The organism is Neorhizobium sp. 05N33 (genome assembly GCF_056397445.1).
This window is the reverse complement of record NZ_JBFTNK010000002.1, coordinates 14,883-39,594: the sequence shown is the minus strand read 5'-3', so window position 1 is coordinate 39,594 and position 24,712 is coordinate 14,883. Positions and strand designations below refer to the sequence as shown.

24 protein-coding genes are annotated in these 24,712 nt (G+C 61.9%); 14 read left to right on the top strand and 10 right to left on the bottom strand.

The window, feature by feature from the left end:
• Positions 1 to 56: 56 nt before the first annotated feature.
• Positions 57 to 1,103, top strand: a complete 1,047-nt coding sequence (gene lpxK, locus AC1DLT_RS04455; RefSeq protein WP_477486019.1) for a tetraacyldisaccharide 4'-kinase — start codon at positions 57 to 59, stop codon at positions 1,101 to 1,103.
• Here lpxK and AC1DLT_RS04450 read toward each other — a convergent pair.
• Both AC1DLT_RS04450 and mutL read right to left on the bottom strand, forming a co-directional pair.
• Positions 1,100 to 1,333, bottom strand: a complete 234-nt coding sequence (locus AC1DLT_RS04450; RefSeq protein WP_038540327.1) for a DUF2093 domain-containing protein — start codon at positions 1,331 to 1,333, stop codon at positions 1,100 to 1,102. The genes lpxK and AC1DLT_RS04450 overlap by 4 nt on opposite strands.
• 66 nt (positions 1,334 to 1,399) lie before the next feature.
• The gene (mutL, locus tag AC1DLT_RS04445) at positions 1,400 to 3,214 is read right to left on the bottom strand and encodes a DNA mismatch repair endonuclease MutL (RefSeq protein WP_477486018.1); all 1,815 of its coding nucleotides are present in this window, start codon (positions 3,212 to 3,214) and stop codon (positions 1,400 to 1,402) included.
• A 362-nt stretch (positions 3,215 to 3,576) separates the two neighbouring features.
• Here mutL and AC1DLT_RS04440 point away from each other — a divergent pair, with 362 nt between their 5' ends.
• Complete coding sequence (locus tag AC1DLT_RS04440; RefSeq protein ID WP_477486017.1) at positions 3,577 to 5,244, top strand: response regulator; 1,668 nt, start codon at positions 3,577 to 3,579, stop codon at positions 5,242 to 5,244.
• A 100-nt stretch (positions 5,245 to 5,344) separates the two neighbouring features.
• The gene (locus AC1DLT_RS04435; RefSeq protein WP_038540336.1) at positions 5,345 to 6,700 is read left to right on the top strand and encodes a putative bifunctional diguanylate cyclase/phosphodiesterase; all 1,356 of its coding nucleotides are present in this window, start codon (positions 5,345 to 5,347) and stop codon (positions 6,698 to 6,700) included.
• A 116-nt stretch (positions 6,701 to 6,816) separates the two neighbouring features.
• Here AC1DLT_RS04435 and AC1DLT_RS04430 read toward each other — a convergent pair whose 3' ends face one another.
• Positions 6,817 to 7,434 carry a PRC-barrel domain-containing protein gene (locus AC1DLT_RS04430; protein ID WP_038540339.1) on the bottom strand — a complete coding sequence of 206 codons (618 nt, stop codon included), beginning with the start codon at positions 7,432 to 7,434 and terminating at the stop codon, positions 6,817 to 6,819.
• Positions 7,435 to 7,626: 192 nt separating this feature from the next.
• Complete coding sequence (locus tag AC1DLT_RS04425; protein WP_038540342.1) at positions 7,627 to 8,508, bottom strand: SMP-30/gluconolactonase/LRE family protein; 882 nt, start codon at positions 8,506 to 8,508, stop codon at positions 7,627 to 7,629.
• Positions 8,509 to 8,920: 412 nt separating this feature from the next.
• On the opposite strand from AC1DLT_RS04425, the gene AC1DLT_RS04420 reads away from it, so the two are divergent.
• Positions 8,921 to 9,652, top strand: coding sequence for a helix-turn-helix transcriptional regulator (locus AC1DLT_RS04420; protein ID WP_051899651.1), 732 nt, complete (start codon positions 8,921 to 8,923; stop codon positions 9,650 to 9,652).
• Here the strand turns inward: AC1DLT_RS04420 and AC1DLT_RS04415 are convergent.
• Positions 9,645 to 9,809: a hypothetical protein gene (locus AC1DLT_RS04415; protein ID WP_477486016.1), complete on the bottom strand. Its 165-nt coding sequence runs from the start codon at positions 9,807 to 9,809 to the stop codon at positions 9,645 to 9,647. The genes AC1DLT_RS04420 and AC1DLT_RS04415 overlap by 8 nt on opposite strands.
• Before the next feature lie 217 nt (positions 9,810 to 10,026).
• Between AC1DLT_RS04415 and apbC the strand changes: the two genes are divergently transcribed.
• The 9 genes from apbC to AC1DLT_RS04370 all read left to right on the top strand — a co-directional run bounded on the left by apbC (position 10,027) and on the right by AC1DLT_RS04370 (position 18,642).
• The gene (gene apbC, locus AC1DLT_RS04410) at positions 10,027 to 11,214 is read left to right on the top strand and encodes an iron-sulfur cluster carrier protein ApbC (RefSeq protein WP_477486015.1); all 1,188 of its coding nucleotides are present in this window, start codon (positions 10,027 to 10,029) and stop codon (positions 11,212 to 11,214) included.
• Between the two features lie 298 nt (positions 11,215 to 11,512).
• Positions 11,513 to 12,484, top strand: coding sequence for a magnesium transporter CorA family protein (locus AC1DLT_RS04405; RefSeq protein ID WP_151041137.1), 972 nt, complete (start codon positions 11,513 to 11,515; stop codon positions 12,482 to 12,484).
• A 12-nt stretch (positions 12,485 to 12,496) separates the two neighbouring features.
• Positions 12,497 to 14,398 carry a potassium transporter Kup gene (locus tag AC1DLT_RS04400; RefSeq protein ID WP_247138661.1) on the top strand — a complete coding sequence of 634 codons (1,902 nt, stop codon included), beginning with the start codon at positions 12,497 to 12,499 and terminating at the stop codon, positions 14,396 to 14,398.
• A gap of 169 nt (positions 14,399 to 14,567) precedes the next feature.
• The gene (locus AC1DLT_RS04395; protein WP_247138659.1) at positions 14,568 to 15,722 is read left to right on the top strand and encodes a cell wall hydrolase; all 1,155 of its coding nucleotides are present in this window, start codon (positions 14,568 to 14,570) and stop codon (positions 15,720 to 15,722) included.
• Between the two features lie 268 nt (positions 15,723 to 15,990).
• Positions 15,991 to 16,356 carry an AtpZ/AtpI family protein gene (locus AC1DLT_RS04390; protein WP_477486014.1) on the top strand — a complete coding sequence of 122 codons (366 nt, stop codon included), beginning with the start codon at positions 15,991 to 15,993 and terminating at the stop codon, positions 16,354 to 16,356.
• Between the two features lie 61 nt (positions 16,357 to 16,417).
• Positions 16,418 to 17,170 carry a F0F1 ATP synthase subunit A gene (locus tag AC1DLT_RS04385; RefSeq protein WP_038540360.1) on the top strand — a complete coding sequence of 251 codons (753 nt, stop codon included), beginning with the start codon at positions 16,418 to 16,420 and terminating at the stop codon, positions 17,168 to 17,170.
• Positions 17,171 to 17,238: 68 nt separating this feature from the next.
• Positions 17,239 to 17,466: a F0F1 ATP synthase subunit C gene (locus AC1DLT_RS04380; protein WP_007774919.1), complete on the top strand. Its 228-nt coding sequence runs from the start codon at positions 17,239 to 17,241 to the stop codon at positions 17,464 to 17,466.
• An 86-nt stretch (positions 17,467 to 17,552) separates the two neighbouring features.
• Positions 17,553 to 18,152 carry a F0F1 ATP synthase subunit B gene (locus tag AC1DLT_RS04375; RefSeq protein ID WP_080719266.1) on the top strand — a complete coding sequence of 200 codons (600 nt, stop codon included), beginning with the start codon at positions 17,553 to 17,555 and terminating at the stop codon, positions 18,150 to 18,152.
• Between the two features lie 4 nt (positions 18,153 to 18,156).
• Positions 18,157 to 18,642, top strand: coding sequence for a F0F1 ATP synthase subunit B (locus AC1DLT_RS04370; protein ID WP_038584139.1), 486 nt, complete (start codon positions 18,157 to 18,159; stop codon positions 18,640 to 18,642).
• 87 nt (positions 18,643 to 18,729) lie between these two features.
• On the opposite strand, the gene AC1DLT_RS04365 is transcribed toward AC1DLT_RS04370, so the two are convergent.
• The gene (locus AC1DLT_RS04365) at positions 18,730 to 19,398 is read right to left on the bottom strand and encodes a ribonuclease HII (protein WP_477486013.1); all 669 of its coding nucleotides are present in this window, start codon (positions 19,396 to 19,398) and stop codon (positions 18,730 to 18,732) included.
• A gap of 169 nt (positions 19,399 to 19,567) precedes the next feature.
• The gene (locus AC1DLT_RS04360; protein WP_477486012.1) at positions 19,568 to 20,725 is read right to left on the bottom strand and encodes a PA0069 family radical SAM protein; all 1,158 of its coding nucleotides are present in this window, start codon (positions 20,723 to 20,725) and stop codon (positions 19,568 to 19,570) included.
• A 132-nt stretch (positions 20,726 to 20,857) separates the two neighbouring features.
• Between AC1DLT_RS04360 and AC1DLT_RS04355 the strand changes: the two genes are divergently transcribed.
• A complete protein-coding gene (locus AC1DLT_RS04355) occupies positions 20,858 to 21,376 on the top strand; it encodes a glycosyl transferase (protein WP_477486483.1) in 519 nt (172 codons plus the stop codon).
• Between the two features lie 3 nt (positions 21,377 to 21,379).
• Here AC1DLT_RS04355 and moaB read toward each other — a convergent pair whose 3' ends face one another.
• The 3 genes from moaB to AC1DLT_RS04340 are packed head-to-tail and all read right to left on the bottom strand — an operon-like array spanning position 21,380 to position 24,695.
• Positions 21,380 to 21,928, bottom strand: a complete 549-nt coding sequence (gene moaB, locus AC1DLT_RS04350; RefSeq protein ID WP_477486011.1) for a molybdenum cofactor biosynthesis protein B — start codon at positions 21,926 to 21,928, stop codon at positions 21,380 to 21,382.
• Positions 21,925 to 22,854, bottom strand: coding sequence for a 4-(cytidine 5'-diphospho)-2-C-methyl-D-erythritol kinase (locus AC1DLT_RS04345; protein ID WP_477483861.1), 930 nt, complete (start codon positions 22,852 to 22,854; stop codon positions 21,925 to 21,927). The genes moaB and AC1DLT_RS04345 overlap by 4 nt, the downstream gene beginning before the upstream one ends.
• Positions 22,855 to 22,859: 5 nt before the next feature.
• Complete coding sequence (locus AC1DLT_RS04340; protein WP_477486010.1) at positions 22,860 to 24,695, bottom strand: tetratricopeptide repeat protein; 1,836 nt, start codon at positions 24,693 to 24,695, stop codon at positions 22,860 to 22,862.
• Positions 24,696 to 24,712: the final 17 nt, after the last annotated feature.

Below are 24,712 nucleotides of genomic sequence, written 5' to 3'. Positions count from 1 at the left end.
AAAAAGTGCCATTTTGTTCGCGGGCTGTTTCAGGATGGATCAGCCGGAGTTTGGGTATGGTATCGGAAGCACCGCCATTCTGGTGGACGAAAGCGGATTGGCGTGCCTGGGGCCTTGCCCCCGTTTCTTTTCTTTATGGCCGGATCGCCGGCCGGCGCATGGCTAAAGCCAAGCGCGCCAGCATTCCCGTGCCGGTTATCTGTGTCGGCAATTTTACGGTCGGCGGCGCCGGCAAGACCCCGACCGCCATCACCCTTGCCCGAGCGGCAAAAGAAAAGGGCCTGAAGCCCGGTTTCCTCAGCCGCGGTTACGGCGGTTCGCTTGACGTCACGACCGTTGTCGACCCTGAACACCACCGGGCCGAGGCGGTGGGCGACGAGGCGCTGCTGCTCTGCCGCGAGACGCTGACGGTGATTTCCCGCACCCGCGTCGAGGGCGCTCATCGACTGGTCGCCGAGGGCGCCGACCTGATCATCATGGACGATGGTTTTCAGAGCGCTCGCCTGGCGCTGGATTTCGCGCTCGTCGTCATCGATACGGTGCGCGGCATCGGCAACGGCCATCTCGTGCCGGGCGGCCCGGTGAGGGCGCCGATATCCGAGCAGATGCGCCAGCTCTCGGCCATCCTCAAGGTCGGCAACGGCGAGGCTGCCGACAAGCTGGTGCGCCAGGCGGCCCGCGCCGGCAAGCAGTTCTATGTCGCGACGCTGAAGCCGCGCGAAAATCGCGAGATCGCCGGCAAGGCGCTGTTCGCCTTCGCCGGCATCGCAGATCCGGAAAAGTTCTACCGCACCGTCAGAGAAGTCGGCGGATTGGTCGTGGAAAAACGCGCCTTCCCGGACCACCATTATTTCAGCGAGGACGAAATCTCGGACCTGCTGGACGATGCCGCGAAAGACAATCTGACGCTCGTCACCACAGCCAAGGATGCGGTGCGGCTGCAGGGCCATCACGGACGCATGGAGCAACTGGCGAAAAGGGCAAGTGTCGTCGAGGTCGACATGGCGTTCGACGATCCACAGGCGCCGGGCAAGATCATCGATACGGCGATCGCCAATTTCCGAGAGCGGCGCATCCGGGAAGGAAATGCGGTGAAAGCCTAGCCGCGGCTCTGGTTCGGCAGCATGCCGGCGCGTTTGTCGGCTTCCAGCGAGGAGGCGCAATCGACATAAGGCTCCTGCCGCGCGACGCTCCAGTAACGCAACTCGTCGATCGGGATCTGCGCGCCGGTCATGGCGCATATCACATAGGAGCCAGCGGTCAGGATCTGGTAGTCGCCGTCGAGATAGCGGATCTTCGCTTCGCGGAATCCGCTTCCCTCGAACCGGTTCATCTGTCGTCTCCTGCGGAAAAACATGGCGCCTGCTCTATCCCGATTGTCGCTGAATTGCCAGCTTTTTCAGCTTCGGCCGAAGAGCCGTTCGATGTCGGAAAGCTTGAGTTCGATATAGGTCGGACGTCCGTGGTTACAGGTGCCGGAGCCGGGCGTCGCTTCCATCTCCCGCAAAAGCGCGTTCATCTCCTCCGGCTTCAGCCGCCGGCCGGAACGCACCGAGCCGTGGCAGGCCATGGTGGCGGCGACATATTCGAGCTTGCCGCGCAGGCCCCCGGCGGTGTTCCATTCGGCGATCTCGTCGGCGAGGTCGCGGACCATCGAGGCCGCATCGACTTCGCCGAGCATGGCGGGCGTCTCGCGCACCGCGACGGCACCGGGGCCGAAACGCTCGATCGCCAGACCCAGCCGGTCGAGTTCCGTCGCATTCGCCATCAGCCGGTCGCAGTCTTCCTCGGGCAGGTCGACGATCTCGGGAATCAAGAGCACCTGGCTCGCCAGCCGCTTGTTGTCGAGCGCCTTGCGCATCGCCTCGAACACCAGCCGTTCATGCGCGGCGTGCTGGTCGACGATGACCAGCCCGTCTTCGGTCTGCGCCACGATATAGTTTTCGTGGACCTGCGCGCGGGCAGCACCCAGGCGATAACGCGGCGCGTCTTCGGCAGCGGTCCTTGGAGCGGCTTCCGCGATCACCGTATCGGCACGCGCGGCCGGCATGGTCAACACGTCGAAACCGGATTGCGCCGGTTCGGCAAAGCCGTTGGCCGGCTGCGGATGGAGCGGCCTGAACGGCGATGCCGTAGCCGCCCAAGGAGTGCGCGGGGCGGCATGAGCCGGCTGGAAGCCGGGGCGGAAGGCACGCATCATGCCCGATGTACCGGTCGTCGCCGCCCGGTCGCCCTCGCGATGCAGCGCCTCGCGGATCGCTCCGACGATGAGGCCCCGCACCAGGCCGGGATCGCGGAAGCGCACGTCCGACTTCGCCGGATGCACGTTGACGTCCACCAGCGCCGGATCGATCTTGATCGACAGGACTGCCACCGGATAACGGCCGGAGGGCACGCTTTCCGCATAGGCGCCGCGCAGGGCCGACAGGATCAGCTTGTCCTGCACCGGCCGCCCGTTGACGAAGGCATATTGATGCGCCGAGTTCCCACGATGGAAGGTCGGCACGCCGACGAAACCGGAAAGTCCGACATCTTCCCGCATCGCATCGATCTCGATCGCGTTGTCGCGGAAATCGGCGCCGAGGATCTGCGCCATGCGGGAAAGATGGTCGTCGCCGGTCGCCGGGAATTCCAGCGTCGTGCGGTCTGAGCCCGACAGCACGAAGCGGATATGCGGGAAGGCGATCGCCATGCGCTTGACCACTTCGGTGATCGCGCCGGCCTCGGCCTTTTCGGTTTTTAAAAATTTCAGCCGCGCCGGCGTCGCGAAGAAGATGTCGCGCACCTCGACCACCGTGCCGGTATTGGCGGGCGCCGGCTTCACGCCGGACATCTTTCCGCCGACGACTGCCACCTGTGATCCTTCAGAATGACCGTCCCGTCGGCTGGTGATGGTGAGTTTCGCCACCGATCCGATCGAGGGCAGGGCCTCGCCGCGGAAGCCGAGCGTGCGAATGTCGTCGAGCGTCTCGGAAATCTTCGAGGTGCAGTGCCGCCGCACCGCAAGATCGAGATCGGCCGCATCCATGCCGGAACCGTTATCGGTAATGCGGATCAGGCTCTTGCCGCCGCCAGCGGTGGCGATCTCGATGCGGGTCGCACCGGCATCGATGGCGTTTTCGATCAGTTCCTTGGCGGCGCTGGCGGGCCTTTCGATGACCTCGCCGGCAGCGATCTGGTTGATCAGGGTCTCGGGTAGCTGTTTGACGGACATGCGCCATTTTCCTGGATTCGGCGCTGGAAGGAAAGCCCGGATCGCGCCTTTCCTAACCGATTGAAATGAACTTTAAGGTTGATGCACGGCCGTTCATTAATCCGGCTTTAAGATAAAGGCGATAATTTGTTTCGTATTAAACTTGGATGAAACCGGGGAGGCGCCAGCTTCCCGCGAGTGACCGGGATGGCGGCCAGCTGGGCACCGTCATGCGAGCCCCGATTACCCGTTGAGGACTTGGAGCCAGCATGTTCCCACGCCGACAAGACGAAAACTAGAAGGAATAACGCCGAGAGGCGAATATCGGCATTACGGTCCGATTTTTCATTCGGTCCGAAAAAGCATACGGGGAGTTTCATCCTATGAATGATTTGGCGTCGGCGGACGCAAACATTCAAGCTGTCATGCTCGAAGTGATTTCCGAGGGCATTTCGGGCGGCGTATTTGTCTATGACAAGAATGACCTGATCGTCTTTGCGAGCCAGCAATTGCTGACCCTCCTGCCGGTTCCGAAGAGCTTTCTGACGCCCGGCACACGCCTTCGGGATTTCCTCGGGGCCGTCTATGATGGCGGCGGACGCTTCTTGACCGACGCTTCCGGTCCGCGCCGGATGCTGAGCCGTGAGGACTGGGTTGCCGAACAGATCGCCACTCTCTGGAAGGAACGGGCCGAGTCGCAGGAGCGCCGCGGCACCGACCGCTGGGTGAGCTTCACCAAGCGCCGCCTGTCGTCCGGTTACGGCGTCTGCGTCGTCAGGGATATCTCGGATCATAAGAAGCGCGAGGAACAGTGGCGCGCCGACATGGAGCGGGTACAGATCACCGAAGAGGTGCTCGACAACCTGCCGTTTCCGGTCACCGTCAAGGACAGCAACCTGACCTTCGTCGCCGTCAACAAGATGGCCGCAAGTTTCCTCGACCTGCCGCCCGAAGCGATTCTCGGTCGCAAGGGGTCCGATATCCATCCGCCGCAGGTGGAACAACGCCTCGACCGCGTCAATCGCGGGGTTCTCGATCTCGGCGAGCCCCAGCAGATGTCCGAACTGGTAACGCGGCCGGACGGTTCGCAGGTCGTCATCATCGCCAATAAATACCGTATCGGAAAACCCGGCCGTTATTACCTGGTCACCGCCATGGAAGACATTACCGGGCTGGTCGCAACCGAGGACGGGCAGATCACGCCGCGCATGAGCCGGGGCGGATTGATCGCCACCTCGCTGGCCCGGCATGAACGTGACCGGCCGGTGCAGGTCGCGGTCGAGCCCGAAAGGAGCCAGCTCTCCCACCGCAAGGTCCTGGTCGCGTCCTCCGACCCGAGGACGAGCGCCGAGGCGCTGGAAATTCTCGATGACTTGGGGTTCGATACCTCTTCGGTTTCAGACGGCGAGGAACTGGAACTCTTCCTGCAGCTGGCGAAGGAAGCCAGCATCGCGATCGATCTCGTCGTCGTCGACACGCTGGCGGACAAGGCTTGCCTCGAAATCGTCCAGCGACACCGCATTCCCGCCTTGGCGATCAACGGTGTCCGGGTGAAGCGGGATCTGGCCGCCGGCGTCGCTCGCCAGTTCAGCCAGCCTGCCGTAACTGAAGCCGGGCGCGAAGAGGACTGGCAGATTGCCTCGCGAGCCGGCGAAAACGCAGCCATCGACGTCCTGGTCGCCGAAGACAACGGAGTGAACCAGATCGTCTTTTCGCAGATACTCGAGGGCCTGGGTTATCGTTATGCGATCGCCGCCGATGGCGAAGAAGCGGTCAGGCTCTGGCAGGAGCGGTCGCCGCGGCTGATCCTGATGGACATCACCCTTCCAAAGCTCAGCGGCTTCGACGCGAGCGTGCGCATCCGCAATCTGGAGACGATCGACAACTCCATTCCGATCATCGGCGTCCTCCCCCAGGCCTTCGAACGTGACCGCGACCAGTGTTTCGCCTCGGGAATGAACGAGGTGATCCTCAAACCGATCAGCCCCGAGGCGCTGGAAGCTGTCTTCCAGACGTATCTCGGCATACCCGCAAAGCATTCGTATGCTTAACCGATTAATCAATCCGTTCATGTAAGTTAAGCCCGGGCCATCATTTTTTAATCTTTTTCCCGCATCCTTCGCCGGTCTGTGAAGCGCAACGGGATAATTCATGAAGTCGGCGGGAAACCCATTGCCGCAGGTCAGCCAGAATGAACTTCAGGCTATGGCCTACAGCGACGCCCTGACGGGGCTGGGAAATAGATATCGTTTGCGCGACAAGGTGCGCCTGCTGGCCGCCGAGCGGGCCCAGGATCCCGCACCCTTTACCATCTGCATTGCCAATCTCGACGGTTTCAAGCCGATCAACGATCTGTTCGGCGCCGAAGCGGGCGACGAGATCCTCTGCCAGGTCGCCCATCGGCTGAAAGCCTGCATTCCGGACGGCGCGACCGTGACCCGCCATGATGGCGACGAGTTCGCCTTCATCCTGCCTCTGGTCTTCGAGCGCATCGGCGCTGAGCGCATCGGCCAGATGATCAAGGACGTCCTGTCCGCGCCTTACGATCTCGGCGACCGCAACGTTCGCCTTTCGGCCTCCTTCGGCTTTGCGATTTATCCCTTTGCCGGCGAGGATTTCGAGGAACTGCTGAAAAGCGCCGAAACCGCGCTTTACCGCTCCAAACGCCGCGGCCGCGGGCAGATCACTGTCTATTCACGCGAGATCGCCCAGGAAATGAAGCGGGCGACACAGCTGGAGCAGGCGCTTCGCAACGCCATCATTGCCGATGCCGTGGACGTCCACTTCCAGCCGATCGTGCGCATCAGCGATGGCGGTGTGGTCGGTTTCGAGGCGCTCGCCCGCTGGATCGACGCCGATCTCGGCTTCGTCTCACCTGCGGTTTTTGTGCCCCTTGCCGAAGAGCGCGGTTTTATTGACGCACTTTCTGAAACGTTACTGCGCAAGGCTGCGGAGGCAGCACTCTCCTGGCCGCGCGAGCTTTTCCTCTCCTTCAATCTCTCTTCAGCACAGCTGATGGACCCCGGCACGACCGAGACCATCCTCGCGACGCTCGCACGCGTCGGGCTTGATCCCTATCGTCTGGAACTGGAGATTACCGAAACAGCGGTGATGACATCCGCCGATACGGCGCAGCGCATCATCACCGACCTGCGCCAGCAGGGCGTACGTATCTCGCTCGACGATTTCGGCACGGGCCAGTCGAGCCTCGGGCGGCTGCGGGACTTCACCTTCGACAAGGTGAAGATCGACCGCGCGTTCGTCTCGCGCATCACCACGGACCGGGCGTCGGAGCATATCGTCAAGGCGATCATCGCCATGTGTGACGGCCTTAACCTGGCCGTGGTAGCGGAAGGCATCGAGGAAAAGGCCGACGCGGACAAGCTCAACGAACTCGGCTGCGCGATGGGGCAGGGCTACTATTACGGCAGACCCGCCGACAGCGCCGCCACCCTGCGCTATCTCCAGGAACACTACCGCGATTTTATGACCATCGAACGGGCTTAACCCCCGAGATTTGGCTTTCGCGATCTGCGCCTGCAAAGAAGGGCGGCACCTGCGGTACCGCCCCGTTTCGTGGTGACGACGTGTCACCCGTTCCGGACCCTTAACCGACCGCGCGGTTACTTGCTCGGGGCAGCCGGGGTCGTCGACGGGTTGGTGGCGCCGCCTGCAGGCATCGAGGTGCCGGTGGAGGACGTGGTCGTCCGGTCGGTTTCCGCCTGCTTGTCTGCCAGGGTCTTGAATTCCGGAGCAGCCTGAAGAGCTTCTGCCGTTTCCGTCGTGGTCAGGCGCATCTCGTTGTTGTTGTTCACATCACGCGTCATGGTGATCTTGTTCATCGGCAGCCCGACTTCCTTTTCGCCGATGCCGAGGAAGCCGCCGACGCCGATCACGGCTGCAACGATGCCGCCGTTTTCTTCGAGAATGAGGTCGTTAACGTCGCCGATGCTCTTGTTTTGTGCGTTATAGACCGACTTGCCGATATAGTCGTTGGCGCTGATCTGGTTTTCGGCCTGTTCGGTCAGATAGCCGCCGGACGCGCTCGCCGTGTCGGTGCCAGTCTTCGGAGCTGGCGTTGCGGCGCTGCCAGCCGGTTTTGCAGCCGGAGCCGTCGGAGCGGCAGGAGCTGCCGGAGCCGGGGAGGCCGGCGGCGGAGGCTGGGTCTGCGCAAGCGCCGGTGCAATGGCGGTGGACGCCAAAAGAACTGCGGCTGCCATCATGCTGAGGGTCTTCTTCATAACGAACCTACCTTCCTCTGCTCAATTTATCTCTTCGAACACACGGCGCTGGGTTGCGGAGTTCTCCGCCGCGCCAGTTCGAGAGGAAAATGTTATGAAAGGCGATTAGTTCCGGGCAAGATTGCCGAAATTTTAGGCGATTAAGCGGGAACTTTTTTGCGTTTTGCTAGTTTGGTATGCCCTCTGCATTCTTTATAGGCGATAGACGGGCTCTGGATCGCATTCGATCGAGACCGCGATCTCGAAGAGCGAGCCGGCGAGGGGGTCCGCGGCGCGGGCAGCCTCGTCCAGTCCCTCCCAGGCGGACGTCACGGCCAGCCGATCCTTGCCGATGAAGACCGGGCAGGTGGTGCGCCGGGCCGGCACCAGGTAACGCGACAGATGCCGGCCGTCGGCCGAATAATGATCCAGGGCCCCCTGGCCCCATCGGGCGTTCCAGAGGGTTCCGTCGCTGGCGCAGATCGAGCCGTCGATGCCGCCCGGCTTGCCGTTCTCGTCGACCAGGACTTCGGCCTTGCCATTTGGCAGGCCTGTCGCGGGGTCGAGGGATATCCGCATCAGCCGGTTGGCGCGGGTATCGGCATAATAACCGATCGCGCCGTCAGGCGAAAAGCAGATCGAATTGGGAATGCTGATGTGGTCGACGAGTTTCGTCACCTCGCCCTGCCGGACATGATAGATCGCGCCGACGCCGTCCTCCCCCTTCCGGCCCATCGTTCCGATCCAGAAGCTGCCGGAAGGGTGCACCCTTCCGTCGTTCGAGCGGTTGCCCGGCTTTTCCGGCTCCAGTTCGCGATAGGGAGAAAGCTCGCCAGTGGCGCGGTCGCGGATGAAAAGCCCCTTGTCGCTCGCGATCAGCTGTCGGGCGGCATCGATTGACGCAAGCGCGCTGCCCATCACCGGCAATGCATGAACGATCTCCCGCCCGGTCGGCAGATGCAATTCATGCAGTCCCTTGCCGAGAATGTCGAACCACCAGAGCGTTTCCGTCTCCGATTCGAAGGACGGGCCTTCTCCAAGTTCGCAGAGGGAGGAGGAAAGGACACGGCCTTCGAAAGTGTATGTGGTCACCAAGTGAAATCTCCAATTGCATGCCGAGGTGATCAATTAGTATCATCGACGCGAGAGAGTCGGCAAACGCCCCGCATAAGTGATTTGATCCCCAATAAATATCTCCTGACAAGCATCTGGAGGCATGCAAGGGTTTGCAAATGCGAGCAGATGTCATCATTATCCGAAGTTGAGGACGTATGTCATCATTATCCGGAATTAATAATAGCCACGAATTCAGCAGCAAATTGAAATTTGAAATGGCAGTCCTCCGCCACGCGGACACGTTCAGCGGGATATGTCCGGGCAAATCCGGAGAGCCTCTTGTGTTCCAAGCGTCTGAGACGGGAACTGCGAATACGAAAGGCCGATTGGGCGGATGTATGGGAAATACCAGGGATCGTTCGACGCCACCGGGCGAGCAGAGAAGCAAGTGATGGCCAATACCGAGAAAGCAGAAGTCCCTCGGGTCTTTGACGGAAACGTCGAAGAAATCGCCGATCTCAAGACCCAGTTCGACGTCTTCCGGTTTATGAAGCGGATGGCGGAGCACTACGGTTGCCGCACGTTCATGGTTCTCAACCTGCCCCACGCCACGTCGCTCGAACTGTCCAACAATACGGTGATCACCAACTGGCCGGCGGAACTGATGTCCCTTTTCGATCGGGAAGGCATGATGCAGACGAGCCCCGTGCTCCGGCGGCTGCGCACCTCGACCATCCCGTTCACCTTCGATCTGGACACGGTGCCACCCGAGCGCCAAGGACCGGCCATCCGCGGCATTTTTGGAAAATTCGGTGTCGTTCGGGGGGCTTATTTTCCGGTCCATGACATGTCCGGCAGCCGTGGCGCCGTTTCCTTCGCAGGCGACGGCCTGACATTCACGCACCAGCAGATGATGGAGCTGATGTATATCTCCATCCATGTCTTCGAGCGGCTGGCGGAAATCCGCAACCTCGATGTGCGCCCGACCGATACGCTGACTGACCGCGAGATCGACTGCCTCAACTGGACCGCTGCCGGCAAGACAAGCGCCGAGATCGCCGAAATTCTCGGCCTGTCGGAACATACGGTCAATCATTACCTCAATCGCGCAGCAAAGAAGCTCGATACGGTCAACCGCACCCAGGCGGTCGCCAAGGCGCTGAGAATCGGTTTGATCAAATAACTAAAACGGATGCTGCGGTGCACAAAATTTCATCGCTGCTCAAGCCTTGATCGGCGCCGAACGCGGCTTCCGCCAAGGAATATTGCGACGCAGCAGGCGTTTTGGCCGGAAGTGGCTGAAAAAGCTCATCAATAGGAAGTATCTTCCCGTCTGGCATGTTTCGTGCTTCTGTAGCGTCAGGTCCAGAGGGGACTGCAAGCGCCCCAAGAGGCGTGACAAGAAAAGCTGCCGTTCGATCAGTGCGCCACATGGCTGCCGATCGAACGGCGGTTTATCTTGCTTGCTCCCGGCAATGCCCAACTCCTATATATCTGCGAACGCGGCATCCCGTCTTGAGGGAGGGGACCGTATAGGCATTCGGGAGTTTTGACATCATGGCTGAAGTGACGAAAGAGGAAGTTCTGGCGGTTCTTGCGAAAGTGCGCGGACCGGACCTCGAAGGCGATATCGTCTCGCGCGGCATGGTCTCGGACGTCTTTATCTCTGACAGCAAGGTTTACTTCTCGATCACCGTGCCGGCGGCGCGGGCGAATGAGCTGGAACCGCTGCGCATGGCGGCCGAGCGCACGGTCAAGGCGATGCCGGGCGTAAAGGGCGCTCTGGTGACGTTGACGGCGGACCGCAAGGCCGGCTCGGCCCCGCCGCCGCGTCCACAGCCCGCCGCTCCGGCAGCCCATTCGCATTCCGGTCACGGCCATGACCACGGGCATTCCCATCCGCCCCAGGGCCAGCAGCCGGGCCAGCCGCCGCAGCGGGAAAAGCCCGGCGTGCCGGGCGTGGGCGCCATCATCGCCGTGGCATCCGGCAAGGGCGGCGTCGGCAAGTCGACCACGGCGGTCAATCTCGCGCTTGGGCTTCAGGCGAATGGCCTGCGCGTCGGCATTCTCGATGCCGATATCTATGGTCCTTCCGTGCCGCGCCTCCTGAAGATCACCGGCCGGCCGCAGCAGATCGAAAACCGCATCATCAAGCCGATGGAGAATTACGGGCTGAAAGCCATGTCGATGGGCTTCCTCGTCGACGAGGAGACGGCGATGATCTGGCGCGGGCCGATGGTTCAGTCGGCGCTGCTGCAGATGCTGCGCGAAGTTGCCTGGGGCGACCTCGACGTGCTCGTCGTCGACATGCCGCCGGGCACCGGCGACGTGCAGCTCACCATGGCCCAGCAGGTGCCGCTGGCCGGCGCGGTGATCGTTTCGACGCCGCAGGATCTGGCGCTCCTCGACGCACGCAAGGGCATCGCCATGTTCCGCAAGGTCGAGGTGCCGCTGCTCGGCATCGTCGAGAACATGAGCTATTTCCTCGCACCGGATACCGGCAAGCGTTACGACATCTTCGGTCATGGCGGGGCCAAGGCCGAGGCAGAGCGGATCGGCGTGCCCTTCCTTGGCGAGGTTCCGCTGACGATCGACATCCGGGAACGCTCCGACGCCGGCACTCCGGTCGTGGCCTCCGATCCGCAAGGTGCCTCGGCCAAGATCTACCGGGAGATTGCCGCCAGGGTATGGGCCGAACTCGGCGGCCTCACTCCCCGACAGGCGCCGGCAATCGTTTTCGAATAAATATGCCGCGGCATTTTGGAATACCTCCCTGCCGCTGGTGGGGAGGTACTTTCGTGGACGTTTCCGGTCAAGGCTTTGATGTAGGCCGCGAATCGTCTTGTTACTGAAGGCCCCTTGAACATATTCGGCCGGAGAGTCATGTTGCGGCGCCCACTGCGGGATTTGTACGGCTCTTGATTTTGACGGCGGCTGTCTCTATAGGCCCGTCCCGCCGGGGGCCGGCTGGCGGTCCCGGAACCAGGGAACCGGCAAGCCCGCTTCTCGTTCAAGGCCGACGAACTTCGGCCGGAGACCACGATTGATCAATGCCTATAGCGCCACTGGCTCGATGAAGACGCTTGCACCGGCCGAGGCGTTGCGACAGCTTGCCGACGATATCGTCTGGATCGATCTGATCGAACCGACACCGCAGGAAGACGCCTATGTCGAAAGTCTCCTCGGAATTCAGGTTCCGACCCGCGACGACCTGAAGGACATCGAACCCTCGAGCCGCCTTTATATCGAGAAGGATTCCGTGTTCATGACCGCGTCGCTCGTCTGGCGCGCCGACGGCAAGGATCCGCAGCTCACCGACATCGCCTTCATCCTGTCCGGCAACCGGTTGATCACCGTGCGTTATGCCGAGCCGAAAAGCTTCCAGCTGTTCATCGCCGGCCTCAGCCGCCTCCCGGAGGCCGGGCGCGATGGTGCCACGCTTTTGGCAAAACTTCTCGAAACCATTGCCGATCGCACCGCGGAAATTCTCGAGCAGACGGTCGATCGCGTCGATGCACTGTCGACGGATATCTTCCGTGATCGCGGCAAGCGCCGGCCGCCGCAATTCCTGGAGCGTAAGCTTGCCGACATCGCCGAATACCATCGGCTGATCAGCAAGGTGCGCGACAGCCTCGGCTCGCTTGCCAGGCTATTGACCTTCCTGATGAACGTGCCATTGATCAGCCAGGACAAGAGCGACGACAATCTCTGTCGCACGGTGGCGCGGGATGTCGATTCGCTTTCGGAACATGCCTCTTATATCGCCGGCAACATCGCCTTTCTGCTGGATGCCTCGCTCGGCCTCATCAATGTCGAGCAGAATTCCATCATCAAGATATTCTCCATCGCGTCGGTCGTGTTCTTGCCGCCGACGCTCGTCGCCTCCATCTATGGCATGAACTTTCATTTCATGCCGGAACTCGACTGGCATCTCGGATATCCGCTCGCGATCCTCGCGATGCTCATGTCCGCCATCATCCCCTTTTTCTTCTTTCGCTGGAAAGGCTGGCTTTAGGCCGGATATCCCATGGGTCACCCCGCTGAACATCACGCTGCCGAGAAAACCAAGGTCCAGGGCCTTTTTGCGCTCGCACTCGGCTCCGTCGGCGTCGTCTACGGCGACATCGGCACGAGCCCGCTTTATGCCTTTCGCGAAGCTCTGAAGCCGATTGCCCAAGACGGCGTTACCGAGCTTGAGGTCATCGGCCTCATCTCGCTGATGATCTGGACGCTGACGATCATCGTCACGTTCAAATACGTGCTCTTCCTGCTGCGCGCCGACAACGACGGCGAAGGCGGCACCCTTTCGCTGCTGGCACTTCTGACCAAGTCCGCCAACGGTCACAGGGCGCTGCTGATGCTGCTCGGCCTGATCGGCGCAGCACTCTTCCTCGGCGACGCGATGATCACCCCGGCGCTGTCAGTTCTGTCGGCGGTCGAAGGCCTGAAGCTGGTGGCACCGTCGATGAGCCGTGCCGTGCTGCCGATCTCGGTCGGCATCCTGATCGGGCTTTTCGCCATCCAGTCGAAGGGGACAGGTCTGGTCTCCCGTTTCTTCGGGCCGATCACCGCCGTCTGGTTCATCGTCATCGGTGCCGGCGGCATCGCCCATATTTCGGATGACTATAGCATTCTGGCGGCTTTCAATCCGCTCTATGCGGTCGAATTCATGCTCAACGAGAACTTCGTCGGCATCGTCGTTCTCGGCGCCGTCTTCCTGACGGTGACGGGCGCCGAAGCGCTTTATGCCGATCTTGGCCATTTCGGCCGCCGGCCGATCCAGTGGGCCTGGTTCACGCTTGTCTTCCCGGCGCTGACCTTGAACTATCTGGGGCAGGGCGCTCTGGTGCTGAAGCATCCGGAGGCGATGTCCGACCCGTTCTACCTGATGTTCCCGCAATGGGCGCTGCTGCCGGTCGTCATTCTGGCGACCGCCGCAACCATCATCGCCAGCCAGGCGGTGATCACCGGCGCCTTCTCGCTGGTGCGCCAGGGTATCCATCTCGGTTACCTGCCGCGCATGCAGATCCAGTTCACCTCCGAGACCAATACCGGGCAGATCTTCCTGCCGTCGGTCAATACCCTGCTTCTGGTCGGCGTCATCGCGCTGGTTCTGGGTTTCGAAAGCTCGGATTCGCTCGCCACCGCCTACGGTATCTCGGTGACCGGCGCCATGGTCGTCACCACCCTGATGGCGTTCGAGTTCGTACGGATAAAGTGGAAATGGCCGCAGACCTTTGCGATCTGTATTCTGGCCCCGCTTCTTGCCCTGGAACTGGTCTTCCTCGGCGCCAACCTGTTGAAGATCCACGACGGCGGCTGGGTGCCGGTGATGATGGCGATCATCTTCACGATCGTCATGTGGACCTGGAAGCGCGGCACCGCGATCCTGTTCGAAAAGACCCGTCGCATCGACGTGCCGCTCGAGACCTTCATTCCGATGGTCGAAAAGAAGAGCGATCATGCGCCGGTCTCCGTGCCCGGCGTCGCGATCTTTCTGACCAGCGACCCGGAAACCGCGCCGGCCGCCCTGCTGCACAACATCAAGCACAACCACGTCCTGCATGAAAAGAACGTGGTGCTTACCATCATCACGGTCAACAAGCCGCGTGTCTCGCTCGAGGAGCGGTTCAAGATCGAAAAGCTGTCGGACCGCTTCACGCTGATCGAACTGCGCTTCGGCTTCATGCAGTCCCATAATGTCTCGCAGGCGCTTGCCTATCTGCGCAAGACCGGCTTCAAGTTCGACATCATGTCGACCTCCTTCTATCTCGGCCGCCGCAAGCTGGTGCCGGATGCCGCTTCCGGCATGCCCATGTGGCAGGACCGGTTGTTCATCGCCATGGCCAATACCGCGACCGACCCGTCCGACTATTTCCATCTGCCCGCCAACCGCGTCGTCGAACTCGGCTCGCATGTGATCATCTGAGGCGCGGCATTTGGCGTGCCCTTCGCTGACATTGATGTGAATGTGCTAATTCAGGCCGGGTACCGGGCTTTTCGGCTGCCGGCGTTAACCGCTCATCAAGGTTAATGATTGATCTTCATCGGGTTCTTGTTGCCCTGTGGAGTTTAAGGTTTTGCGTTCGAAGAGCGTTTTGCGTCGCAGGTCCTCATCCGGACTGAGTGGATGGACTTCCCCGGCCGTCTTCGGCCTTGCCTGCTGGCTGATCTTTCCGTCCGCCCCGGCTCACGGCGATCTCGCCGATCTTCTGACCGGTTTCGATGGCGCCGAACAATGGCGCATGGTGCTGACCGATTCGCCGGCGGGCTCCATCCATCAGGCCTCGCTCGCTTTTCCCGGCGTCAAGAATGCCGTCTCCGGCAATGCCGGCCTCGAACTTCCCGATGGCCGCAAGATAGCTCTTGTTGACGAAAAGCAGTCCTCCGATCCGCGCCCGGATGAAGACCGCGTCAACCGTGCCGCCAAGAAGGGCCGCATCGTCAGCGTCGAGCCCATGCAGCCGCCTAGGGCCTTTTCGGCCGGCTCCGTGCTGCAGCGTTCGAGTGCGCTCACTTCGCCCATCGAAGAGAAAGATGCGATGACAGCCTTCTTGAAGGCCGGCAAGAATGACGCTCCGGTAGAGCTCGCGTCCTTCTATTTCCGCAAGGATGAACCGAGGCGGGCAGAAGACGAGCTCATGCCGATGATCGCCAGCCTCATCAACAATCCGAATGCTGACGTGCTGGCCGCCGCCTATGCGCCGGCGGAACCCGATTTCGCCAAACAGTCACCGTTCGACGCCATTCTGACTGACAAGAAAAAGCCCGGCCGGTTCATCCCGCCGATCAGCGCCGATGACCATGCCTGGGCCGCAACCCCGCTGCCGCCCGATTCTTTCTCGGCCAAGCAGCAGCAATGCCTCTCATCCGGTATCTATTTCGAGTCGCGCGGCGAATCCGCCCGCGGCCAGGCCGCCGTCGCGCAGGTCATCCTCAACCGGGTGCGCAATCCGGCCTATCCGAAGACGATCTGCGACGTCGTCTACCAGAACGAGGACTGGCGCAACCGCTGCCAGTTCTCCTTTGCCTGCGACAATATCAAGGATCGTATCCGCTCCGAATATCATTGGACGATGGCCCGTGAAGTGGCGATGGCCGTGACCGCCGGCAAGATCTGGCTGCCGGAAGTCGGTTCCGCCACCCATTATCATGCGGTCTATGTCCACCCGGACTGGGCGCGCACGATGAAGAAGGTCGGCCGCATCGGCCTGCACGTCTTCTATCGTACCTATGGCGGCGGCTGGAGCTGAGCCGCTCCCCTATCGCCGCAACAGGCAGCGATTCCCGCGGCAGTTTTACCCGACTTCGGTTGTATCGGTTTTAAGCGGTTGAATTTGCTCGGTTAATTTACCTAGAACGAAGAACCTTGGACGCCTTGACTATAGGGACGGGCAAAACTATGTTGCGCGCGACTTGAAAACGGGCCGGATGGCGCGAAATCCCTCGCTAACTGCAGTTTTTTGCGGTTGGAAAGCATAAAACCGGTTGTGCCGGAAGCAGAAATAGGGGAGGACGCACATGACGGATCACCGCGACGATGGTCTGGAAGAGCGCCGGAAGCGCTTGTCCGCGGAACTTGCGGACAGGAAGGCTGACAACGCGGCAGAGGCGAAGAGGGACGCGCAATCCGAGGAGAGCCGAAAAGGCATGGCCTTGGGCTTCAAGCTTTCCTCCGAGTTCATCTCCGCAGTCGCGGTGGGGGCTATTCTGGGCTTTATGCTCGACCGTTTTGCCGGCACTGCGCCGTGGGGGATGATTGTTCTTCTTCTCCTCGGGTTCTGTGCCGGTGTGTTGAATGTGCTTCGCTCCGTGGGAAAGGTGGCTCCGTCGCCGCTTATCACCGGGCAAAACGGCAAGGATGAGAAGGGAAACGGTGGCCGCTGAGGCTCTGCTTCCTGAATGAAAATTGGGCCGACCTGGCGCGGCTAAGGACAAGAGGTAGACGGTGGCAAACGATCCGATCCATCAGTTCCAGATCAGCAAGATCGTTCCGATCCAGATCGGCGGCATCGATTTCTCCTTTACCAATGCATCTCTGTTCATGGTCGCCACCGTCGCCTGCGCCGCCGGCTTCCTGTATTTCGCCACCTCGCAGCGCGGCCTGATCCCCGGCCGGGCGCAGTCGGTCGCGGAAATGTCCTACGAATTCATCGCCGGCATGCTGCGCGAAGGCGCCGGCAGCAGCGGCATGAAGTTCTTCCCGCTGGTCTTCTCGCTGTTCATGTTCGTGCTGACCGCCAACCTGCTCGGCATGTTCCCGTATTTCTACACCATCACCAGCCAGATCATCGTCACCTTTGCGCTGGCGCTGCTGGTCATCGGCACCGTCATCGTCTACGGCTTCTACAAGCACGGACTGCACTTCCTGCAGCTCTTCGTGCCGAGCGGCATTCCCGGCCTGCTGATCCCGCTGGTCGTCGCCATCGAAGTCATTTCGTTCCTGTCCCGTCCGATCTCGCTGTCCGTTCGTTTGTTTGCGAACATGCTGGCCGGCCATATCACGCTCAAAGTGTTCGCGGGCTTCGTCGCCTCGCTCGGAACCATGGGCGCACTGGGCGTCGGCGGCGCAGTCCTGCCTCTCATCATGACGGTCGCCCTGACCGGTCTCGAATTCCTCGTCGCCTTCCTCCAGGCTTACGTCTTTGCGGTGCTGACTTGCATGTACCTCAACGATGCGATCCATCCCGGCGGGCACTAAGGATAACCGACATTGGCGTCCTGAGGCGTCAGTCATCAGCCGCAACAACCATTTCGAAGGAGTTTCTCATGGAAGCGGAAGCAGCAAAGTTCATCGGTGCAGGCCTGGCTTGCTTTGGCATGGCCGGCACGGCTCTTGGCCTTGGCAACATCTTCGGCAGCTACCTGTCGGGCGCTCTGCGCAACCCGTCCGCCGCTGACAGCCAGTTCGGCCGTCTGGTATTCGGCTTCGCCGTTACGGAAGCTCTGGGCATCTTCTCGCTGCTCATCGCTCTCCTGCTCCTGTACGCAGTCTAAGATCTGTCCAGGAAATATCGGATCGCGGCCGCTTCTCAAACAGCGCGCCGTGATCCTTCGCATTTGGAATACACCTGGAGGTGATGATGTTCGTGACCTCGGCATATGCGCAAACCGCGCCGGCCGCTACTGATCCGCATGCCGCGCCTGCTGGCGAAGCGCATACCGAAACCGGCGCTGCCCATGGCGGCGGCGTCTTTCCGCCGTTCGACGCGACCCATTTTTCGTCGCAGCTGCTCTGGCTCGTCATCACCTTCGGCCTCTTCTATCTTTTGATGAAGAAGGTCATCGTTCCCCGCGTCGGCGGCATTCTCGAACACCGCCACGACCGGATCGCTCAGGACCTCGACGAGGCCGCCCGCCTGAAGGCGGAAGCGGACGCTGCCGTCGAGACCTATGAAAAGGAACTGGCAGCTGCCCGTTCCAAGGGACACAAGATTGCCGAAACCGCTCGCGAGGCCGCCAAGACCAAGGCCGCCGCCGATCGCACCGCAATCGAAGCAGAACTTGCCGGCAAGCTCGCTGCTGCCGAAACCCGCATCGGCGAAATCAAGGCAAAAGCTTTTGCCGAAGTCGGCCAGATTGCCGAAGACACCGCCACCGCCATCGTCGATCAGCTGATCGGCGCCAAGGCGAGCGGCGACGACATCAAGGCTGCAGTCGCAGCCGCGAAGACGGAGGCCTGATCCTATGGCATTCGATGCAACATTTTTCGCATTCGTCGGCCTCGTTCTCTTCCTGGCCCTGGTCGTTTACCTGAAAGTGCCGGGCATGATGGCGAAGTCGCTCGACGAGCGCGCCGCCAACATCAGCAAGGAACTCGACGAAGCCAAGCGTCTGCGCGAGGAAGCGCAAACCCTGCTCGCCGAATACCAGCGCAAGCGCAAGGAAGCCGAAGCGGAAGCCGCACAGATCGTGGCTGTCGCCGAGCGCGAAGCGGCGGCCCTGACCGAGGAAGCTCGCCAGAAGACCGACGAATTCGTCACTCGCCGCAACGCGCTTTCCGAACAGAAGATCAAGCAGGCGGAAGCCGAAGCGATCGGCGCCGTACGCGCTGCCGCAGTCGACCTCGCCATCGCCGCTGCCCAGAGCGTTATCGCCCGCAAGGCCGACGCCTCCACCCAGGACACGCTCTTCAAGGACGCCGTTGGCAAGGTGCAGTCGCGATTGAACTGATTTCAGTCACATAAGACTTCCAAAAGGCCGGGCGAAAAACCCGGCCTTTTTTTGTTTTTGGAGAATGAACGAAGGGCCTGCCGCGCATCAAGTCTCCGGCAGCTCATCCTTCTTCAGCGGCCGAAAGCTCATCCGGTGCAGCGAGCAGGGGCCGTGCGCCTCTATGCCGGCGCGGTGCTGCGCCGTCCCGTAACCGACGTGATTGGCAAACCCGTAAGCCGGGAAAACCAGGTGGGCGCGGGTCATCATCCGGTCGCGGGTGACCTTTGCGATGATCGAGGCCGCGGCAATCGACACGGAGCGGGCATCGCCCTTGATGACCGCCTTGCCGGGGCAGCAGAGGCCCTGCGGCACATCGCGGCCGTCGGCGAGCACATAGGCCGGGGTGACGGCAAGCCCCGCCACGGCGCGGCGCATGGCATCGAGGCTGGCGCGCAGGATGTTGCGTTCGTCGATATGGCGTGGGCTGGAGGCGGCGATCGAAACTTCGGCGGTCGCCATGATCGCCTCGAACAGCACTTCCCGCTGGGCTGCGGTGAGCTGCTTGGAATCGTTGAGGCCGTTCGGGATATTGTCGGGGTCGAGGATGACTGCCGCGGCAACGACCGGGCCTGCCAGCGGCCCGCGTCCCGCCTCGTCGGTGCCAGCGACCGGCCAGTGGCCGGCCTGGCGTGCTACGAGTTCCAGACTGAAATCCGGAACCAGCGGAATGTCTTCGAAAAGCATCGGAGAATCGGGCGACGTGCGAGGTAACATGGCGGCAACCTCGCACGTCGTCCCGACCTCCTGCAACCCCCGGCCAAGCGATTGCGGCGTCGCTATCCACCGAGGGGCGGCGGTGGAACCCGGGGTATTTTTCCGACGCGGGGACAGGGCGGGTCGCGTCGGAAATGGGAATTTGAAATCGAACCTGAATAAGGTCCGGTCAGAGCAGCGAGAGCTGGATGCCGCCGCCATCGGGGCGCAGGAAGATGTCGTCGCGCAGCGGCAGGCCGCGCCGGACCATGCCGAGCCGTTTGGTCGCCATTTCGAAACGGCGGCCGATCTGCCAGGCATAGGGACCGGCGCCCTTCATCCGCTTGCCCCATTCGGCGTCGTAATCCTTACCGCCGCGCATCGAGCGGACGAGAGACATCACATGCCGGTAGCGGTCCGGGTAGTTCTGCAGCAGCCAGTCGCGGAAGAGGGGGCTCACTTCCAGCGGCAGCCGCAGTAGCACATAGCTTGCTTCCGTCGCCCCGGCCGCATGGCCGGCCTCCAGGATACGCTCGATCTCGTGATCGTTGAGTGCCGGAATGACGGGTGCCACCATGACCGCAGTCGGAATGCCGGCATCGGTCAACGCCTTGATGGCAGTGAGGCGCTTGGGAGGGGTCGAGGCGCGCGGCTCCATGGTGCGGGCAAGCTTGCGGTCGAGTGTGGTCACCGAAATCCCGACCTTCGCGAGCCCCTTGGATGCCATGTCGGCAAGAATGTCGATGTCGCGGGTGATCAGCGCCGACTTGGTGACGATCGCGACGGGATGATTGGCCTTCTGCAGCACTTCGAGAATCTGCCGCATGATCCGCCATTCCCGCTCGATCGGCTGATAGGGATCGGTATTGGTGCCGATCGCGATTGCCCGCACCTTGTAGTCCGGGCGGCTCAGCTCCCGTTCGAGCAGTTTTGGCACGTCAGGCTTGGCGAACAGCTTCGATTCGAAATCAAGGCCCGGGGAAAGCCCCATGAAACTGTGCGTCGGCCGGGCAAAGCAGTAGATGCAGCCATGCTCGCAGCCGCGATAGGGATTGATCGAGCGGTCGAACGAAAGGTCCGGCGATTCGTTGCGGGTGATCGCGGTGCGCGGCTTTTCCACCTGCACCTCGGTCCTGAACGGTTCGAGCTCCTCCAGCGTCTGCCAGCCGTCGTCGAAGGCCTCGCGGCGCTCTTCCTCGAAACGGCCGCTCGGATTGAGCCCCGCGCCGCGTCCGCGACGCCGGTCGATCTCCACCCGAAGACCGGAGGATTTGACCAACGCATCGGCAATATCGGCCGTATGGGCAGGCGCGAAAGCGTCCTGCCGCAATTGATGCAGCTCGTTCATGGGTTAGCTCCTGAAGGGGAAATCCCCGTTCCTGATGATTAAATTCCTAGCGCTGAAATGAGAACATTGCAAGAACAAAATTCGCGGCCCGCGTTTCTGGCGTTCCGTGTTGCGATGCGTTACATGTCAGGAATGCTGACTGTCATCATGGAATGCCGCGATCAGGAATCCGAGCTGGCGCAGACGCTCTCGGTGCTCGTTCCCGCTGCGGTAGAGGGGCTTGTGAGCGATGTCGTGGTGCTCGATCACGGTTCGCGGGATGGTTCCTCCCGCGTCGCCGATGCGGCCGGCTGCCGTTTTTATGGCCATTGGGATATCAAGGATATTTTGCGCGGCGCCCGGGGAGAATGGTTGTTGCTGGTCGAGCCCGGCTCCCGGCCGCAGGGCGGCTGGATCGATGAGGTGATGGAATATATCGCGCTCAACAAGCAGCCGGCCCGCTTCGCGCCGGCCCGCAATTACCGGCGGCCGTTCTTCAAACGCATCGGTCGTGCCGTACCGCCGCTGGACTACGGCATGCTGCTGCCGAAGCGGCAGGCGATCGCGCTGGCAAAATCGGGAATGGACCTGGAAACGCTGGCGCGCGGCCAGAAGGTGTCGAAGCTTTCGAGCGAGATGATCCCGGCCTGGGTGGCGGCTGCGGTCAGGTAGCGCCTATTTGCCGCCGCGCTTCAGGTGCTCGTCGAGCCGCGGCATGATCTCGATAAAATTGCAGGGCATGTGGCGGTAGTCGAGCTGCGCCTTCAGAATGCCGTCCCAGGCGTCCTTGCAGGCGCCGGGCGAACCCGGCAGCACGAAGATGAAGGTGGCGTTCGCGACCCCGCCGGTCGCCCGCGACTGGATCGTCGACGTGCCGATCTTGTCGTAGGAAATCCGGTGGAACACTTCAGAAAAGCCGTCCATGCGCTTTTCGAACAGCGGCTCCAGCGCCTCCGGCGTCACGTCCCGGCCGGTAAAGCCCGTGCCGCCCGTGGTAATCACCACGTCGATATCCGGATCGAGCGTCCATTCCCGCACCTGGCCGGCAATCCGGTCCTTGTCGTCAGGCACGATCGCGCGCGCCTTCAGTTCATGGCCGGCTTCCGTAATCCGCGCTACCAGCGTGTCGCCGGACTTGTCGTCGGCCGCCGTGCGCGTGTCGGAGACGGTCAGCACGGCGATGCCGACGGGGATGAAGGAACGGGTGTCGTCGATCCGGTTCATGGGGTTTTCTCAGGGCTTTGGCCAACGGTTCTCACCGCCTGAAAATACCATTCCGGCTTCTGGCCGTTAAGGTTCTCCATCGCCTTTTCCGCCGCTTCGAAGGAAGGAAATATCCCGAAACAGGTGGCGCCCGAACCGGACATCCGCGTCAGCATCGTGCCTTCCGCGCCGATCAGGCTGGAAATCTGGTCGATTTCGCGCACCAGCGAGCGCGCCGGCGGCTCAAGGTCGTTGCGCAGCATCTTCAGAAAGCTGATCCAGTCGCCGTCGAGCGCGCCGATCGGCGAATTGTCCTTCTGGGTCAGGCGACGGAAGATACCCGGCGTCGAGACCCCGACCAGCGGATTGCCGAGCACCAGCGACAACGAGGGCATGTCGGGAAGGGCAGTCAGCTCTTCGCCGATCCCCCTGGCCATCAGCGGTTCGCCCTTCAGGCACATCGGCACGTCGGCGCCGAGCGAAAGACCAAGCACTGCCAGTTCCTCCGCCGGCAGCCGGGCGTTCCAGAAGCGCATCAGGCCGCGCAGCGTTGCCGCCGCATCCGCCGAACCGCCACCGATGCCGGCTGCAACCGGCAGGTTCTTTTCAAGATGAATGGCAACCGGCGGCGCCGAAACGCCTTTATTCTGCAGCGCCTTGCGCAAGAGATCGCGGGCTTTCAGCACGAGATTGCCATGCTTGCCCTCGACGGATGTCGGCAGCAGCGAAGCGAACCGGCCGGAAAAGGAAAGACCGTCTGCGTCAGCATCGCTGAAGCTGAGCCGATCCCCCGTGTCGGCAAAGGTCACGATACTTTCGAGCAGGTGATAACCGTCGGCCCGCTGGCCGGTCACGTGCAGGGCAAGATTGATCTTGGCGGGCGCGAGTTCGAAAAGGTTCGCCTCGTCGGCGAACCGGCTGTCGGATGACAAATTGCCCAGAAACATGGGCGTCAGGATTTCTTGTCAGGATTGGCCGGCGCCGGCGGAGCGGGCGCTACGGGTTCGGACGGACTGCGGTCGGCAGTCGTCGCGTTCGGATCGAGCGGGGGCAGGCCCTTCTCGATCTTCTCCTTGATCTGCTCGCGGTTGATGTCCTCGCCTTCCGAGATCAGCGCCCGATTCCACTGATAGACGGCTTCGAGCTTGCGCCCGACACGCCAGTAGGAATCGCCCAGATGATCGTTGATCGTCGAATCGCCGGCGCGCAGCTGCACGGCACGTTCGAGCTCGGTCACGGCATCGTCGAACTTGCCCATGCGGAAATAGGCCCAGCCGAGCGAATCGACGATGTAGCCGTCATCCGGTCGCGCATCGACGGCCCGCTTGATCATGCCGAGACCCTCGTCGAGGTTCTTGTTCATGTCGACCAGCGAATATCCGAGATAGTTGAGCACCTGCGGCTGTTCAGGGTTGAGCTCGAGCGCCTTACGGAAGCTCGGCTCGGCCTTCTCCCAGTTTTTCAGCCGCTCGTAGGCGATGCCGCGCTGGAAGAAGATGGTCCAGTCGCCCGGCTTCGGCACCGGCCCGATGACCTCGGCCGCCTTGTCGTAGGTCTCGGCCATGGTCTTGTAGTCCTTGGCGTCGGAAAGCACGCTGCCATAGGCGATATAGCTGCGGATGTCCGACGGATCGGATTCGATCAGCGATTTCAGGTGCTGCTTGGCCTCATTCACCTTGCCGGTGTCGGAAAGCGTCACGCCGAGCTGCAGTTCGGAAATGCGGCGCATCGGCGAATCGGCCGGAACGCTCGCATAGAATTTGATGGCGCGATCGGGCTGCTTGAGCTTCTCGGCGATGCCACCGAGCAGGATCAGCGTGTCGGCGCTCTTGGCGTCGAGCGCGTGGGAGATCTGCAGGTAGAGCGAGACCATGTCTTCGGCGCCCTGGCGGTTCAGCGCGCCGCCGATCGAAAACAGTACGCCGGCTGCACCTTCGGCGGCATTGCTCACCTGCTGCTGGGGCTTCTCGCCCTTTTCGATGCTCTGGCGCAGCGCCTTCAGCGGCGCATAATTGGAGACCATGCCGTCACCGACGGAGATCGCATCGAGCGCCTTCTGCTTGTTGCCGGCAGCCGCTTCAAGACGCGCAAGCGCCATGACGGCGCGCATAAACGTGTCCGGCGCGGTGGCGACGGCTTCCTTGTTGGTGACGGCGGTGTTGAGATGCTGCCGTGCGGTGCCGATATCCCCGGTCACCAGCGCCATGGCGCCGAGATGGTAGTCGGTGAATACCTTGTACCAGGGCGGTCCCTTGAGGTTGTTGATGCTGGCCATCGCCTGCTTGCCCTTGCCGGCGCCGACATCCGCCCAGGCGGAAAGGAGTTGGTGGGTCAGCCGGTCGAGATCGTTCGGCCCCTCATAGGCAAGCACTTTCTTGGCGGTGTCGAACTTCTTGTCGCGCAAGGCATCGAGCCCGCGGACGATCTTGGTGATCCGCTCGACGGCGTTGTCATCCTTCAGCGCATTGGCCTCGGCGAGACCCTGGTCGAAATCGCCGTTGAGCAGCAGCGAGATCATCAGCCTCTCGCGGATTTCCAGGTTGGCGGGATCGAAAGCCAGCGCCTTGCGGTAAAGCGCGATCGCGGTGTCGTAGTCGTGGTCGACGTCGGCGGTGCGGGCCGCCAGAAAGGCGCCGGAAAACGTCTTCACGTTGCCGGGACCGAACGTCACCGTGTCTTTCACCGCTGGCTTCGCTTCCGCCGTCGCCGCATTGGCCACCGTTCCGAACATGAGGACGGTTGCGAGCGCCGCGCTGGAGAGCAGAAGAAGGCTGGATTTCCGCCGCATAAAGATGCCTTTCGTAA

What these genes read in the sequence shown, in the direction of transcription:
- AC1DLT_RS04340 (WP_477486010.1), bottom strand. Translation starts at nt 24,695, where the DNA reads ATGCGGCGGAAATCCAGCCTTCTTCTGCTCTCCAGCGCGGCGCTCGCA.
- AC1DLT_RS04440 (WP_477486017.1), top strand. Translation starts at nt 3,577, where the DNA reads ATGAATGATTTGGCGTCGGCGGACGCAAACATTCAAGCTGTCATGCTC.
- lpxK (WP_477486019.1), top strand. Translation starts at nt 57, where the DNA reads ATGGTATCGGAAGCACCGCCATTCTGGTGGACGAAAGCGGATTGGCGT.
- AC1DLT_RS04435 (WP_038540336.1), top strand. Translation starts at nt 5,345, where the DNA reads ATGAAGTCGGCGGGAAACCCATTGCCGCAGGTCAGCCAGAATGAACTT.
- AC1DLT_RS04380 (WP_007774919.1), top strand. Translation starts at nt 17,239, where the DNA reads ATGGAAGCGGAAGCAGCAAAGTTCATCGGTGCAGGCCTGGCTTGCTTT.
- AC1DLT_RS04400 (WP_247138661.1), top strand. Translation starts at nt 12,497, where the DNA reads ATGGGTCACCCCGCTGAACATCACGCTGCCGAGAAAACCAAGGTCCAG.
- mutL (WP_477486018.1), bottom strand. Translation starts at nt 3,214, where the DNA reads ATGTCCGTCAAACAGCTACCCGAGACCCTGATCAACCAGATCGCTGCC.
- apbC (WP_477486015.1), top strand. Translation starts at nt 10,027, where the DNA reads ATGGCTGAAGTGACGAAAGAGGAAGTTCTGGCGGTTCTTGCGAAAGTG.
- AC1DLT_RS04390 (WP_477486014.1), top strand. Translation starts at nt 15,991, where the DNA reads ATGACGGATCACCGCGACGATGGTCTGGAAGAGCGCCGGAAGCGCTTG.
- AC1DLT_RS04365 (WP_477486013.1), bottom strand. Translation starts at nt 19,398, where the DNA reads ATGTTACCTCGCACGTCGCCCGATTCTCCGATGCTTTTCGAAGACATT.
- moaB (WP_477486011.1), bottom strand. Translation starts at nt 21,928, where the DNA reads ATGAACCGGATCGACGACACCCGTTCCTTCATCCCCGTCGGCATCGCC.
- AC1DLT_RS04360 (WP_477486012.1), bottom strand. Translation starts at nt 20,725, where the DNA reads ATGAACGAGCTGCATCAATTGCGGCAGGACGCTTTCGCGCCTGCCCAT.
- AC1DLT_RS04420 (WP_051899651.1), top strand. Translation starts at nt 8,921, where the DNA reads ATGGCCAATACCGAGAAAGCAGAAGTCCCTCGGGTCTTTGACGGAAAC.
- AC1DLT_RS04345 (WP_477483861.1), bottom strand. Translation starts at nt 22,854, where the DNA reads ATGTTTCTGGGCAATTTGTCATCCGACAGCCGGTTCGCCGACGAGGCG.
- AC1DLT_RS04370 (WP_038584139.1), top strand. Translation starts at nt 18,157, where the DNA reads ATGGCATTCGATGCAACATTTTTCGCATTCGTCGGCCTCGTTCTCTTC.
- AC1DLT_RS04450 (WP_038540327.1), bottom strand. Translation starts at nt 1,333, where the DNA reads ATGAACCGGTTCGAGGGAAGCGGATTCCGCGAAGCGAAGATCCGCTAT.
- AC1DLT_RS04415 (WP_477486016.1), bottom strand. Translation starts at nt 9,809, where the DNA reads ATGCCAGACGGGAAGATACTTCCTATTGATGAGCTTTTTCAGCCACTT.
- AC1DLT_RS04430 (WP_038540339.1), bottom strand. Translation starts at nt 7,434, where the DNA reads ATGAAGAAGACCCTCAGCATGATGGCAGCCGCAGTTCTTTTGGCGTCC.
- AC1DLT_RS04375 (WP_080719266.1), top strand. Translation starts at nt 17,553, where the DNA reads ATGTTCGTGACCTCGGCATATGCGCAAACCGCGCCGGCCGCTACTGAT.
- AC1DLT_RS04355 (WP_477486483.1), top strand. Translation starts at nt 20,858, where the DNA reads ATGCTGACTGTCATCATGGAATGCCGCGATCAGGAATCCGAGCTGGCG.